Raw genomic sequence first — 14,381 nt, 5'->3', positions numbered from 1 at the left:
TCTTGGTGCTCCCAAAGCGCTGGGTTGTGGAACGAACCTTCGCGTGGCTGACCCAGTGCCGCCGCTTAAGCAAGGACGACGAGGTACTGCCAGCCACGAGCGAGGCGATGATCTCCCTTGCCATGACCCGCGTGATGCTCCGGCGGTTGGCCGCATGGCCCTTTTCAGACAGCCTCTCAGGATTCCCGATATGAGACTGTCGCCGATGGTCTAATTCAGCATCTGGGAGCGAAAAGTACCATCACTGGAACGTACAAGAAATTCAAGTACGGGCGTAGCGAACTTTTTATGGTCGAAGAAGATGAAGAATAACCTCTGAATTCATTGCATTTTTCTTGAAGATATCGCGCGAGATAAGCATCTCCATATCAATCTGCTCAGCCAAGTCAAATCCTATGGTCCGTGCAATATCTGCGAGTAGATCGGCAGTCCGAATCTCAACTCTTTCTCCACCCGCAATAGTATGATTGTTTCCAACAACTACAAAAGCCGAAGCACCTGGCCGCAAAAGATTAGAGATACTCACGAGCACACGGCGCATGTCAAAGAAGTACCGTGAAAGCAGTGCCGGTAAGTTGCGACGGCGAAACCCAATATCTGTTCCTGAGTTCAGCGTGTCCACACGCTCTATCAATTGCACAACCGAGGACGGTAGGTCTGCTTTCCGTTCCTGAAAATCCTGCCAGTAAGCAAGACGCCACTTGTCCGTTACCTCTCGATTACCAATCATATGTTGATCTCGCTGCCTATGCTCAGGCCGAGGCAGAAGACCAAGATAACAGAGGCTGAGCCTATCGGTATCCAGGTAAGGGAGTGCAGTCGCATATGGTGGTGATGTAATGACCGTATCTACCTCACCGATGTAATCCGCCCAAGCACGATCTGCATCACGGGCATCGCCTTCATTGACACAGAATGTTCCAAGTGTGCTGCTATCCCGCTGATACAGAAACGCCAGTACCGTCTTTACTGACCGCCCCATCTCACTGAGAAAATCCCCAACTGGATCGATATACTTGTCATCAACGACCTCTCGCCTCACGCGCAAATCGTCTTCCTTTTGCCATGAAACTTTTCGGATGATGTTGCTTAACGAGAGCAGCATTAGGTCACGAGCAGTTGGGTGCTCAACAAGCTTGATACGGGTAATAATCCAGTCAAGGGCATTTAGCACCTGCTCTGACAGCCAATCTTCTAGGTAGTCACGGTCTTCTTCAGGCAGAGTATTGAAGTAGATTCGTGATTCTCGCTGTGTAGAACGAGGTGCGTTAATTCTGTCTCGTACTTCCTGGTATGCGGTCTCAAGTTCTTGCGGCTCTACAGCTAGTAGCGCTGCTTTTGTTTTCGCAATAAAAACTGAGAGGGGGTTCATATCCAACCCAATGCCGTGGCAGCCAAGCATAACAGCCTCAACGACTGTTGTGCCGCTACCACTCATCGGGTCGGCTATGATGCCTCTAGCCTCCACCTGTTCAAAATTGATAAGCGAGCGAACAAGTTGAGGGAAGAATTTGCCACGATATTCATGAATACCGTGGGTACCATATCGAAGAGATCTTTTTTTCGGTAGCGGAGGAGTATGCCGAAATGGTACAATTTGTTCAATTTGCTGTGGAGTTATGCCATTTCGTGCCACATTCATAGTAGCTTCAAATAATACCTGCTCTGTATATTGTTGCTTCTTGTCGTATGCAATAGCCTCCCAGTAGGCGAGTCGCTGCACTAACACTTCAACAGGAACCGTTGTATAAATCTCAAATTCGGGGCAGCGTGCATCTGACCCAAAAACAATTTTTGGTGTCTCTCCAGTGAGAGCACGTAATTCATTGAAAGCTAGTACCCTCTCAAACGGCTGGATGTAGGGCTTAAGTTTACATACTAGGCGCTTCACTGGGAAATACTTCTGTTCTTTTGAAGAATAAGAATATACTCGTCCTTGATTTTTCCGATTGCAGGGTTAAAAGCCTTCTTTGTGTCCTGCATTCGTCGTGAGATACGCGCAACCTCTGTGAAGCCATACGGTTGTGCAGCCTCAATAAGTACATCAGCGTTGTTATAGCGCTGCGCTTTAATTGTTGAGTCGCCTATAACAAAACAAGCATACTTTCCGTTCCGCAAATGCAACTTCAACCAAGAGAAGATGATGCTCATCTCCTGTCGAAATGTTTCGATAGTTGCTCCTTTTATGCTCTTACTACTGTACTTTCGGTGGCTGCCAATTTCTTCCTGCTTAAACTTCGGTTGATCCATCCCAAGCCATATCATCCTAGAAGCGTGGTACAAATGATAACTATAGGCATTCGGATATGGCGGTGAGCAGACGACTAGATCCACTAGGCCAATATCCGGTTTGCTAAGAATATCAGCCGGAATAATCGAACAAGTAAACCTGGGTTCCACAATCTCTGTGTACTCCTCTGAAAAGCGCAAGATATCATTAAGTGCACGGGCAAATTTTCGGAATGCTTCACCGTGGGTCAAATTCTTCTCTACTCTAGCATACCTAGTATCAGACTCTTGCTTTGACACAGCAACCACAATCGAGGAGAAGGCAGTGAGAGCAAGCGTTTTTGCTGTTTCACTCGCTATTCCACGACACCAAGAAAGTATTTCCGCTAACTCCTCTATAAAATACGGCTCAAACCAATTAGCGATGATTTTATGTTCGGGTCGTGGGGCCTCCGATTTAAAGCCTTCTTCGTTGAATAAGTTTGGGACTGAGAAGGCAAGTATAGAATTGGCTTGGCGTATACCTCGTTCGATGAGGCTGCGCAAGACTTCAGCGTCCCCTTCTGCAAGCCTAGTTGTCTTTGCCCTACTAATAAGACATGCAAGCGGATTTGCGTCGACACCAATAGCATTTCGCTTAAGAGTTAATGCTTCGACCAGTGTTGTGCCACTGCCACAAAAGATGTCGGCTACAGTTTCTTCAACTGACGAAAGTTCTTGGATGAGCGCATTCGGTATTTGAGGAATATATTTTGCCGGATACGGATGAATACCATGTGTCAAATAAGTAGTTTTTGCTTTAGCAAAATCCCAATCAAGATTAGACAGAGTTTGAATTGGGGAGATAGTGTAGGGAGCTTCAATTTCTCGAATCACTGTCTCATCTTCCATTTCAGGAAATAAGGTCTCACCATTCTCGGCAAACCTCACAATACGTGCTGCCTCTTCTTCAGAAAAACAGCGCCAATTTCGATGATCACGCGAAGGCTCGGGAACTTTACCCTCCCGTAACCATCGCAGCAACGTGTCTTTGTGAACCCCTGCCCTACGTGCTACATCCAATGCTGAGAGTCTGGAACGCTTGCTTTTAGCCACCATATACCTCACCTACTCGTTACCATCTCTGGGGTTTTTAGGATCCCTCATGGAAAACCCTAACCATAGTAGCTTTTCGGCAACCAGACGCCCAAACACCACAACTGGAGTGCCTACCTTTGCTGCATATAGTCGCATATAGATCGAGAGTTGTCAAGACCTTTTTTTGTCTTTGCTAAGCGGTATTTGCATTTTGCTAGGAGTTCACTGGAAATAGCAGCATCTGGTTCTCGTTGCCAATTCAGTTTATAACTACCTCCGACTTGTTTACATATGCTGTGGCTTATGTGAGCATGGCATCGTTGCCAGGAAGCACTTCTTTAGAGTATGTTTGCTACAGCAGCGGCCTACCTACGCCGCCGCGCCCCATCTGTCAAGCGACACTTTTTTCTTTACCCCGTTCTGCCTCACGAGAGAATCGGCTCTTCCGCAGCTCCCGTGCTCAAGCAAAAAACTGACGCATCGGCACCGAGAAAACCGTGAATCGGCGTAAGATAATCTAGCAAATGGGGTATAACCGGGCATACTTCGGGCTGTCTCGCCAGCGCGTCTTGGCTCAGGTGTGATGGTTATGACGTTAGCACGGGAGCTGCGGAAGAGCCAGAGAATCTTACTTTGGCGGGACTCGTTGCCTCACGAAAGAGCGGCTCTTCCGCATCTCCGATACCGCTGGCGACCCCCATTTCCGAAGGCTTGTGTGCCGGCGATGCCCGAAAAACGCTGCCCTGCGCTATCATCACTTCAACCTCAGACTGGAGGTGCCGCAAAGATCGGTGGAGGGAGGAGATGTCGCTCAACTCGCCGCTGTTCTCCGTGATACCGGAAGAAACGGTACGGGTGGCCAAAGCCGCCTTTCCCAAGGGCAATCGCTCTCTGCTGCTGCGGGACACCTTTGGGCCGCTGTTCCATCATGCCGATTTTCAGCACCTCTTCTCACATACCGGCCAGCCCGGCGAAGACCCGGCTCGCCTGGCCCTGATGACGATCCTGCAGTTTGCCGAGCGGCTGTCGGATGTGCAAGCCGCTGATGCGGTTCGCAGCAGGATTGACTGGAAGTACCTCCTCGCGCTGCCGCTCAGCGATGTCGGCTTTGACCCCTCGGTTCTGCGCGAGTTTCGCACACGTCTGGTCGATGGGAATGCCGAGTATCTGCGCTTCGATACGCTCCTGACGCAGTTTCGCGAGCAGAAGCTGCTTCGGGCTCGCGGGCGCCAACGAAGCGATGCGACCCACGTGCTGGCCGCGGTGCGTGCGCTCAATCGCTTGGAGTGCGTTGGGTCAACGCTGCGCCACGCGCTCAACAGCCTGGCGGTCGTCGCGCCCGATTGGTTGCTGACCCTCAAGCAGCCCGCGTGGCTCGAGCGCTATGAGAAGCGCTTCGAAGACGAGCGGCTCCCCGAGGCGGCGGCCGAGCGCACGGCACTGGCGACCGAAGTTGGGCGAGATGGCTCGAGCTTCCTCACGGCGGTCATCGCCGCGGACGCGCCGGACTGGCTTCGTCACATCCCGGCCATCGAAACCCTGCGCCGAGTTTGGCTCCAGAACGACACCTGGACCGAGCAGGAACGCCTTCGCTGGCGAACGAATGAGGAAACGCCGCCGGCAGGTCAGTATATCAGTTCGCCCTATGACCACGATTGCCGCTCCAGTCAGCAGCGCGGCCTGACCTGGATCGGCTACACGGTTCATGTGACCGCAAGCTGCGACGCCGATCTGCCCCATCTGATGACGAATGTCGCAACGACGATGGCGACCACCGCCGATGATGCGGTCACGGAGGGTATGCACCAAGCGCTCAAGCAGCGTGATCTCCTACCCGAAATTCACCTGACCGACACGGGCTACATTGACGCCGAGCTGCGCATCGCGAGCGAACGGCGCTATCAGCGTGATCTGCTCGGGCCGGTACGCGGCGACGATCATCGGCAAGCCAAAGAAGGGAAGGGCTTTGCCGCCGCTGACTTTTTGATCGATTGGGAAGCGCAGCAGGTGACCTGCCCCGCAGCGAAGACCAGCATCAGTTGGACGCCCGCCCTGGATAACCGCGGAAGTCCAGTGATCAAGATCAAATTCTCGATGAAGGATTGCCAGGTTTGTATACACCGTGAGGCATGCACGGACGGCAAGCGACGCTCAGTGACGGTACGACCCCAAGAGCAACACGAAGCCCTGCAAGCTCGGCGCCAGCGGCAGCAAACGCCCGACTTCAAACGGGCCTCTGCCAAACGAGCGGGGGTCGAAGGAACCATGTCGCAGCGTGTCCGCAGCGGTGATGTTCGGCACGCACGCTAGGTGGGGTTGCCAAAAACACGACTTCAGCACCTGGCAACTGCCTCGGCGCTCAACCTCCTGCGTCTCGCCGACTGGTTGGATGAGACCCCACGAGCCAAAACACGTCGCTCAGCGTTTGCCAGATTAATGCGCCAAGCCGCATGAGCTTCGCTGCCCTAGAGCGTTCGCCAGCGGTATCATCTCCCGTACTCAGGCAAAAAGCTGAGGCATCAACTATCCTGTGAGATCACGGTCACCGAGGTCAGCATCACTGCTGATGGCATTCTGGTCACGGCGTTTGTCCTTCGGCCAAGTGATCCTTGTCCACATTGCGGTACCGTCTCAACCAGCATGCACAGTTACTCCACCCGCCAGCCCCACGATGTGTCACTGAGCGGACAGCCGGTTTGGCTTCTGCTCCAGCTGCGTCGTTTTCGCTGCCTGAATACGATCTGTCCCGCCGTGACCTTTCGTGAGCGCCTCCCAACGCTTATTGCTCCCGCCGCCCATCGTACGGCTTGGCTCAATGCGTCGCTCCGTGATCTTGCCCTCGCGTTTGACGGCCAAGCTGGGGCTCGCCAGAGTGCACGCATTGCCATGGCCGCGAGCGGCGACCCACTGCGACGACGCGCGCAGCGCGCAACCCTTCCTGCACGAGCCACTCCGTGCGTCCTGGGCATCGACGACTTCGCGTTTCACAAAGGCCAGGTCTACGGCACGATCTTGACCGATGGTGAGACCCATGCCGTCGTCGACATGCTCCCTGATCGGCGTGCCAAGACTGTCGCCGCCTGGCTTCGTGAACACCCTGGGATTGAAGTTGTCACGCGGGATCGGGCCGGGGACTACGCCCGTGGGGTACATACCGGGGGCACCAAAGGCCGTGCGGGTTGCCGAGCGCTTTCACCTCGTCAAGCATGCGGGCGAAGTCCTTGCGCGGGTTGTTCAACGGCATCACAAAGGGTCACACAGTGTGGCCAAGGCCGTGGATCATGCGCGCGGCGTGCGTTCCCTTACCGACCGCAGGGTACCAGCGGGAACGGCCCATCCGCACGCCGCTCCCGGCCCGCCCTCGCGACAGCTTCCGTACGCCCGGCAACGGCGGTTCGCACACGACCAGGACGTGGTGGTGCTCGCGGATCAGGGTCTCGGGCTAACGCTGATCGCCGCTCAGGTTGGCCTGACCCGACAGACCATCGTGCGCTGGCTGAAAGCGGGAACCTTTCCCGCGCGCGCGTCTCTGGCGCCACGGGCAGCGCTCCTTCCACTGCTCGATCTCAGCGACAGTCAGCCCGTGCCGACGCACGGCCTCGGCTGCAGTTGTCTCGCCGCGCAGGAGCTCAAGTACCAGGGCAACCCGGCGCTTGGCCGTCCAGCGCTTGAAGGTCTCGTCGTTGGTTGTCTGCTCGTTGCGCATCAGCTCCACCTCGCTGTCTGACTACTGGTCAGTATGTCATAGTGGTGGTCTTACTGTCCAGGGGAGCAGTATACGTACTTCCGCGCGATGCGGGCACACACGGGGCCGCAATAAGCAACCGTAGCCATCGCGCACAAGCTGGCGTGCACAGTCTACGTCATGCTGCTTCGTGGTGAGCCATTCCGCGAGGAGCGTGCAGACGTGTATGAGGCCAAGCGGAAGGAGCGGGAGCTCAAGCAGTGCACCCGGCGCGCCCAGAAGCTTGGCTATCAGATCGCCCCATCGCCTGCCAAGGCTGATCCTGCTCCGGTGGAAGCCCCATGACCGAGGGATTTCTCAGGGCAGCAGGGTTCGGGTGTTATAGGTTGTTCATTTTGCTGAACTCGAAGCCCATTTGTCCATCAGACGAATATAGACGCGACCCGCATTGACAATTTCATATCTAACTTTTGTACCCTCTGATTCGAGTCGCCTGGCTAACTCTGGAACCCGCTTCAAAACTTTATTTGCATTATTACTTCTCACAATCCGACCAATACTTTTTGTGTATTCTTCTATTTCTTCACAAGTTAAAGGGCACCCTGCTTCTTGTAATGCCATAAGACAACGATAAAGTTGGCTCTTATCGGGGGTGTGACGTGGGTGAAGGAATTGAGATAGTCCAGGAGTATCATCGGTATTGCGCTGTGTTAATATCGTATCTATTCTTCCCATATAATCGATTAGCCTTCCCTCATTTTCTATTCGGATGTCCGCAAAGTCTTTTGCGACTCTCATTAAACCAAACGAATCGTGTTGGCTGTCTATCAAACGGAATTCTTTTATGCTCGCTCCGTAACCTGGACGTGCCCGCGAAATATACCTTTCAAACCTTGTTTTTTCCGTTGAGTCTATCAAAACTACTCTAGTGTTCGGGAAATTTTTCTTGACAACTTCAACCTCTTCAATTGTTCTTAAGCCAATAATGACCATTTTTGTTGGTAAGTTTGATGAAAATAACTGAACGATTCTCCTAGCTATAATGTCGTTTCCCTTTTCGGATAGAATCTTTTTGGCAAAGTCATACATTCCCAGAAGTTCATCTCCGGATTCGTACTTGAACATCCTAACAATGCTGCTAGCCTCAATAAATCGAAAACTATGATTTTGGGAAGCGTGCTCCCCAAATGTAGTTTTACCTGCGCAAGTATGCCCTACAACTACCAATACTTGACTTTCTGCTGGAAATAGCGGTAATTGGTTAGTGACTTGAAAAACATGACGACGACTATAAGATTGAGGCGGTAAATTCAATATAGCAGCATACTCTTCTAGTCTGTCAACTAGTTGAACAAGTGCACGAACACGAAAATCGTAAGACCAAGACTCTTCGAAAGACATTTCTCCTAAACGCTTACTGCTCCCACTTGGAATAAACCAACCATTAAAAGTATTTGGTGTTAACCATGGATATTGTATAGACTCTGCAAAATTGGGAGGGATGTCTGCAACACTCCCTTCGGTGTATCCATAAAAATAGACCGGATTGCTTAAGTCTGGCACATATAACGCTATGTCAGATTTGACAGTAGTGGCTCTATTGTTTCCCTTGCCTTTAAGAATGCGATCAAGATCATTAAAGCTAGTTTCTGCAAACCACTCTTTAACTGAGAGTCCCGGGAAATCGACGTCGTCTTTACTTAGTGCATTTATACGAAGAGAGGTGTCTTCGACAAAAAAGAGCGAGGTCTTTCCTACTGATGTTATAATTTCCTTAATCGCTCGATGTAGCAGTTGCCGTTTGCCTATGCTATAGTCTTCAGAATATGGCTCGCTCTTGCTTTTGAAGTGTCTTAAAATAAGTCCATTCTGTTCAAAAACTGTCCTCGCCTGTAGAAATTTGGAAATATTAGAGGTGTAGAATACCACCTCCAGCGTCTTGTCTTGGGACAAGAATACGTCTCTAATTCTCGGTCGCGCAATAACACTAGTCATAGATTACCTCATAGCCCTTATTTCTGCCTTGGCAAACACCGATAATTGATGCATTGAATTCGTAGCTGATATCTGTAATCTTTTTGGCAATTAAAGAGTTGTGAGAATTTACCGTCGCGTACAATAAAGGCCCCATGCTACTCAAACCAATAGCGCATCCAGGTAATTCTCTTAATGCAAAGTATAAATCCCTTGCGTGTATCGACTGACCGTGTAATTCCTTGCCTTTAAATCCTATATCGTGTGCTTTGTCTAGCGATGATTTAAGTAAATCTGTATTTGCTGTAGCAAAAGCTGGCACTATTCCGTGATACACAAGAGCTAGCATTTGTAATGCCTCGTCTTTCGGGATAGGAGTGTTCTCATGGAAGAAATCCAGTTCTCGCCGCCCACTAATTCTTTCTCCCTGCGGTAGAATAAGATGAAATCGCCATTGCCGTGGAATACGTACACGCGAAACTACAGGAGGTATACTCGTTGGTGAAGCAAAGCTTGAAGGTGTGAAATCACTAGAGATATTAATTTCTTGGCCGCAATCTGTGATTAACCCTCCAAGAAAGAAAGTGTTAATACCCACACCAGATGTGCCACCACGGTTTGATAATTTTTGAATGGAAGTTCGTTGAATCTTTATTCCATTATGAATGTGAAGCGCTGTTAGCAAGCATAATAGTAAAGAGGTCTTGCCTCCTAGCCCGATATGTTGTGGTGCTACTTTTGAAATTGTAATCTGTGTGTTTTTGGAGAGTGGCAAATGATTTAGCCGTTCCACTACACTTATTACATCATCTTGTCCTTTTAAGTCCAGTTTCTCTAGACCGATTATAGAACTTGGAATACTGCTATCCATAATGATTTCTGTGTAGGGCCCAGAAATAGCAAAGCCTGCTCCGCCATATTTTCGGGCAGTAGCTCCAGCTAAGTCAATTAAACCAATATGTATTCTTGGAAATGCGCGTACAACCACCAATTTACTTTTCACCAATCCAGTTGCTAGGAACAGGCCTAGACAAATTGTCGTCCGACCATATACGCTCAAAATGGTCTGCTAATCTGTGAAATAAGATCCCCCTTTTTCTTATTAAGAACGTGGGTGCATTTCGGCTTTGCTCTCGTACTAAGTAAGGACCCCAGAACATTTCATCGTCAACTCTAAATATGTTTACTGAGGGAAGACATTTGTATAATCTAATTTCAAATTTATGGGGATTGTTAGTTCCAATCAAATGTTTTGTATCATTAACGAACTTTAATACCTGCGCTCTAATTGAACCCTCGTTTTCTCGTTCTTCACGATCTCTCTGGAGAGCAAATGAGAATTGCTCATTTGGATATTCAGGGTCAATTAACAAGATGCGAATATTTGCTCGTCTTTGCCAATCTGGGAATTTGTCAATGTAATCCTCTCTCAATGCCTTTAATCCAAAGCCAAGAATATCTATGTACTCACGGGCATCGTTTACTCTTGAGTCGTATTCGCCCTTGATGCTGATTGATCGAGCTTCAAATGCATTGACAAAGCCAAAATCTGAAAGTAGATCTAGCTTTCTTATTGTATCTTGCGCTAAAAACACATAAATGAAAATTACCCATCCAGTGATGCCCGTGGCCACAATTGATGTTCCGATAGAAACAGCTAGAGGTGTGTTAATGCTGGTAATAAGAAGTCCCATGAGAACTGCTATTAAATGCACAAGTATATATATCCAATGATCCGGTCGTAGCCAATTTCGTAATCGTCTCATTTGCTTACCTTATGTTTAGAACGTCTTTGATATTATAGCCATTTTTGAAAGAAATACAATTCGCAGTGAGAAAATGAGAATGCTTGCGGACGAACATGAAGTAGACGGCGTTTTCGCCACCTACATCTACTCTCCACCTGTTACGATGGGATTATACCATTTACATCGGCTTCGTACCTCATACACGGCGAAAGCACCACCGATATTCACCTTCCGTTATGCTACGAAGTGTATCTGTCGCCCATATCCGCCATGCTCTACGGCAAACCCACCGCCTACAACCACCAGGTGCAAGGCTCCCAGGCGATAATGCCCCCTCTACCACCGCTTCTGCCCATTCTGCGTCCCCGCCGCCTGCTTGACCAGGTATGTACCACTATGCGCCGAACACATAATGCATTGTGCATGGAAGAGGCCGCTGTCACATGCGTGGGTTGCTGCATCCAGTTTCACGCTGCTTGACCAGGTATGTACCACTCACATAATGCATTGTGCATGGAAGAGGCCGCTGTCACATGCGTGGGTCGCTGCATCCAGTTTCACGCTCCTCGCCATCCACGCGAACGTGGGGCCGCTGAGGTGAGTGCGTTACTGCCCCATCGCGCCGTTGCGAAGTTGCGGCTTCGCCGCAGAGCCAGGTCTTCAGGGTGCGCCGCTTCCTCGCTCACCATCGGATCAGGGAAGTCACTGAAGCGGCGCGAATCTATGCGACAGCGTCCGATGGGCAACAATGACGGATGAGGTCATCACCGTGCGATGGCGCTCTGTGCTGGAACGTTCTGCGCGGTGCGCTAGCGTACCAGCGGGAAGGTCACGGCTACGATCCAGGCGAAGATCACGCTGTTGCTTAGCGCCCCGATCAGGGGTGTCCCGGCACGTTGGAAGACGATCCAGCTGAATAGACCGTAGATCAGGAAATAGGCCCCAAACAATGGTGCGATCAGCACCAGAAAGAAGAGTTGTGCGTTGAGCGCGATCGCCAGAGCCAGCGATGCGATCAGCACGAGTTTCGTGATGACGTAGGCCCCCCTGGGAGCCCAGGGGCCACGAGTCAACCACTCGTCGGCGAGAAAGTAGGGGAGCATCAGGGCGATGATCGCGGCGACGGTGGGCAGGCGGGTGACGGGCGGAACGTAATTCAGGACGAACGTGTGAATGGGGAGGCCAAAGCTCAGCAAGACGTACCCGATGATCAGCAGGGCGGCAGCGCTGATCACCAGCAGGTCGCGCCATCGTCGATCCGGTTGCAGGAGCACAGGCAGTGCGGCAGAGCCCGAAACGGTGGACGGCTGCTGTGATCGTCGGACGAGGACCCCCACGCCGATCAAGGTCGTGAGCCCGTACACGGCAAAATGCAGCGCCAGCGGCCCACCCACCAGGATCGGCAACCAGTCCCCAGTCGGGAAGAGGCGCACCGCGATCGGGGCGATCAGGGCCGGAACGAGTGCGGTGCCCCACCACCAGTGACGCAGGGCCGGACGGGCGTCCCGGCACGGGGCCGGGCGGAGACGGGCGATGATCTGGGCAAGTGGCAGGAACAGGAGGCTCGCGCCGAGTAAGGTCATCCCGAGCCAGGGTGCGCGGTTGTCAAGATATGGCTCAGGTGTAGGTGACGCGACAGGCATGGCCTGCTGAAACCATGCCAACGCACGAGCCATACTGATGGGACTGAAAAGCACACCGATGTGTTCAACACCGGGGGCAAAGACGACCCGTCGCGCCGTGCCGTCCACAAAGTTGCCGTAGGTGGTATCACGTGTGCCGGAGCCGCCCGCAGCCGTATCGGCGACGTGCTGGGCCAGCGGGTGCAGCCCGGGTTCAAGCGCACCGGTAATCACCAGGAGGTTCGGCGGGCTCGTCGCGGAAATCTCGCCGTAGACGAGTGAGACCCCGACAACGGCAGTGATGCCCGGATGCTCCTGGGCATAGCGCACGACGACCTCACTGCCCATCGAGTGACCAAGCAGACCGATCTCCGTGGCACCACGTGTGCGCGCCAGGGCCATCACCTCATCGAGCGCGGTGCGCAACTGGCGGTGACGCCCCTCCCTATCGGTCATGTCGCCGCGCAGTGGCGTTGGATTCTGGCCATGGCCGGGGAAATCGAGCAGATAGACTCGATACCCGGCGTGGGCCAGGGTTACGGCAAAGGGCAGCATGATCTGGTGTGAGGCCGCAAAGCCGTGGGCGATGAGCACTGCGGGCGCGTCGGCGTCCGTGCGCGGATCGGTGACCATCCTGACCGGAAGTGTGCCAAGGCGGAGCTGCTCGGTGTGCAACTGCTGGTGCGGTAGCCAGAGCTGCATCAGTCCACCTGCCATCGCCGCAATGCCGAGCACGGTCGCTAGCCAGATCCCGACGTGGCCCAAGCGAGGCGCGGACGGGTTCTTCATGATTGGCTGCTCCTTTGCCGCGTGCAAGGCCAATCAGAACATCCATGCCGCGCTCCCTCCTCGCCTAACATCACATAGCCCCACATGTGACTCCCCCTTCCCACGTGGCACATGTGCCACTGTCGTCGAGCGCACGCCTCGATCATGGGTGACGGTGCGGTGGCATGGCTCGTCGCTACGTTGTGAGCCATGACCCAAACGATGTTGCCCATTCGGTACCGTTATTATAGGGCAGTGCTCCATCATTGGTACAGCGCCAGAGCACTGGCGGTTGGGAACGTCGAAGATCTGGTGCTCCAGCACCTGCGCAAAGGGCGCGACAACCTCCAATCATTACCTCTTACCGATGCCCGCTTCTCCCACATCACGGATGATACCTCCAGGTTTATTCGCGTCGCAGCGCTTCCTTCATCGCGCTGCGTTGTTCCAGGAGAACTGTCACGATGCTCATCAATGGTGCTCACCAGGGTTTGCTGGCCGAAGATTGGGATGTCACGCCCGTTCTACCACCGCGTTCGGCGGATCTGCCGCTTGATGCTGCGCCACCCCCTGCGCCCGTAGAGACGGGCACGCTGCCGGTGCGCCCAGGCCACGGTCTGGTGCTGCCCGATGGTGTCGCGCTGATGCTTGAGACGGCGCTGCATGGCGATCGTGCGCCCAGTGGAACACCTGATCCAGAGGGGCGACCGCGTAGCAAGAATTTGACCGTGATTGTCGGAACGGTGCGGGTGGTTACGACGGGACGCGGCGAGGGCCGCCGAATCTTTACCGAGCTCGGCGCTGCCGAGTATCGCTATGAGTTGAGTATCCATGAGGTCGTGGGCGATGCGCAGGGGGCAGCACGGGCCAGCTATCGCTTGCCGATTACGATGAGTGATGCGGTGCGTGCGCGGGCCGAGCACTTGCTTGTGGATGGGCAGCGCATCGCGATCCTTGGTCCGTTGGGCATGGAGGAGTACTACGATCAGCGGTTCCAGCGCGATGCCTACGATGCGGGACGCCGTACCTGGGATATCCGCATTGATGTGCTGGGCGTGCAGGAGGTCGGCGATGATGTGCCCGATATGGCTTGGGTGCAGCTTGAAGGCGAGGTCGTCGATCGGCCGCGGGTCTATCCGCGCCAGTACGGCGACCGGCGCACGCTGGTTGAGCATTATGCTGGGGTGACGCTGCGTTACCGTAGGGCTACGTCAAAGTGGTAGGGACACCGATCAGGGCAAGTGCGGCCCCCACGGAAGCGGCGGTCGCGCGCACGGC

9 protein-coding genes and 2 pseudogenes are annotated in these 14,381 nt (G+C 53.1%); 5 read left to right on the top strand and 6 right to left on the bottom strand.

Annotation, left to right across the window (positions count from 1 at the left end):
- Positions 1–194, top strand: a 194-nt coding sequence (locus tag A9Q02_RS01035) for a transposase (protein ID WP_141508640.1), incomplete at its 5' end; no start/stop codon positions are given.
- A 92-nt stretch (positions 195–286) separates the two neighbouring features.
- Here the strand turns inward: A9Q02_RS01035 and A9Q02_RS01030 are convergent.
- On the bottom strand, positions 287–1,891 hold the full coding sequence (locus A9Q02_RS01030; RefSeq protein ID WP_097650487.1) for a DNA methyltransferase family protein: 1,605 nt from the start codon (positions 1,889–1,891) through the stop codon (positions 287–289).
- Entirely contained in the window at positions 1,888–3,327 is a 1,440-nt protein-coding gene (locus A9Q02_RS01025; RefSeq protein ID WP_097650486.1) for a DNA methyltransferase, read from the bottom strand. The genes A9Q02_RS01030 and A9Q02_RS01025 overlap by 4 nt, the downstream gene beginning before the upstream one ends.
- A gap of 783 nt (positions 3,328–4,110) precedes the next feature.
- Here A9Q02_RS01025 and A9Q02_RS01020 point away from each other — a divergent pair.
- The 3 genes and pseudogenes from A9Q02_RS01020 to A9Q02_RS25280 all read left to right on the top strand — a co-directional run bounded on the left by A9Q02_RS01020 (position 4,111) and on the right by A9Q02_RS25280 (position 7,033).
- Positions 4,111–5,760, top strand: a pseudogene (locus A9Q02_RS01020) (IS1182 family transposase).
- A gap of 186 nt (positions 5,761–5,946) precedes the next feature.
- Positions 5,947–6,399: pseudogene (locus A9Q02_RS25285) on the top strand (transposase); the annotation flags it as partial.
- Between the two features lie 325 nt (positions 6,400–6,724).
- Positions 6,725–7,033, top strand: coding sequence for a helix-turn-helix transcriptional regulator (locus A9Q02_RS25280; protein WP_245860166.1), 309 nt, complete (start codon positions 6,725–6,727; stop codon positions 7,031–7,033).
- 348 nt (positions 7,034–7,381) lie between these two features.
- Here A9Q02_RS25280 and A9Q02_RS01010 read toward each other — a convergent pair whose 3' ends face one another.
- The 4 genes from A9Q02_RS01010 to A9Q02_RS01000 form a co-directional block, all read right to left on the bottom strand.
- A complete protein-coding gene (locus A9Q02_RS01010; protein ID WP_097650484.1) occupies positions 7,382–8,986 on the bottom strand; it encodes a non-canonical purine NTP pyrophosphatase in 1,605 nt (534 codons plus the stop codon).
- Positions 8,979–9,968, bottom strand: coding sequence for a beta-ribofuranosylaminobenzene 5'-phosphate synthase family protein (locus A9Q02_RS01005; RefSeq protein ID WP_172450470.1), 990 nt, complete (start codon positions 9,966–9,968; stop codon positions 8,979–8,981). The genes A9Q02_RS01010 and A9Q02_RS01005 overlap by 8 nt, the downstream gene beginning before the upstream one ends.
- The gene (locus A9Q02_RS23515) at positions 9,958–10,659 is read right to left on the bottom strand and encodes a hypothetical protein (protein WP_141508636.1); all 702 of its coding nucleotides are present in this window, start codon (positions 10,657–10,659) and stop codon (positions 9,958–9,960) included. The genes A9Q02_RS01005 and A9Q02_RS23515 overlap by 11 nt, the downstream gene beginning before the upstream one ends.
- Before the next feature lie 863 nt (positions 10,660–11,522).
- On the bottom strand, positions 11,523–13,124 hold the full coding sequence (locus tag A9Q02_RS01000) for an alpha/beta hydrolase (protein ID WP_097650482.1): 1,602 nt from the start codon (positions 13,122–13,124) through the stop codon (positions 11,523–11,525).
- Between the two features lie 443 nt (positions 13,125–13,567).
- Between A9Q02_RS01000 and A9Q02_RS00995 the strand changes: the two genes are divergently transcribed.
- A complete protein-coding gene (locus A9Q02_RS00995; protein ID WP_097650481.1) occupies positions 13,568–14,326 on the top strand; it encodes a hypothetical protein in 759 nt (252 codons plus the stop codon).
- Positions 14,327–14,381: the final 55 nt, after the last annotated feature.

The sequence above is a fragment of the Candidatus Chloroploca asiatica genome (genome assembly GCF_002532075.1).
GTDB lineage: Bacteria > Chloroflexota > Chloroflexia > Chloroflexales > Chloroflexaceae > Chloroploca > Chloroploca asiatica.
Note: the sequence above shows the minus strand (reverse complement) of the source record. Positions and strands in the feature narration are given on the sequence as shown.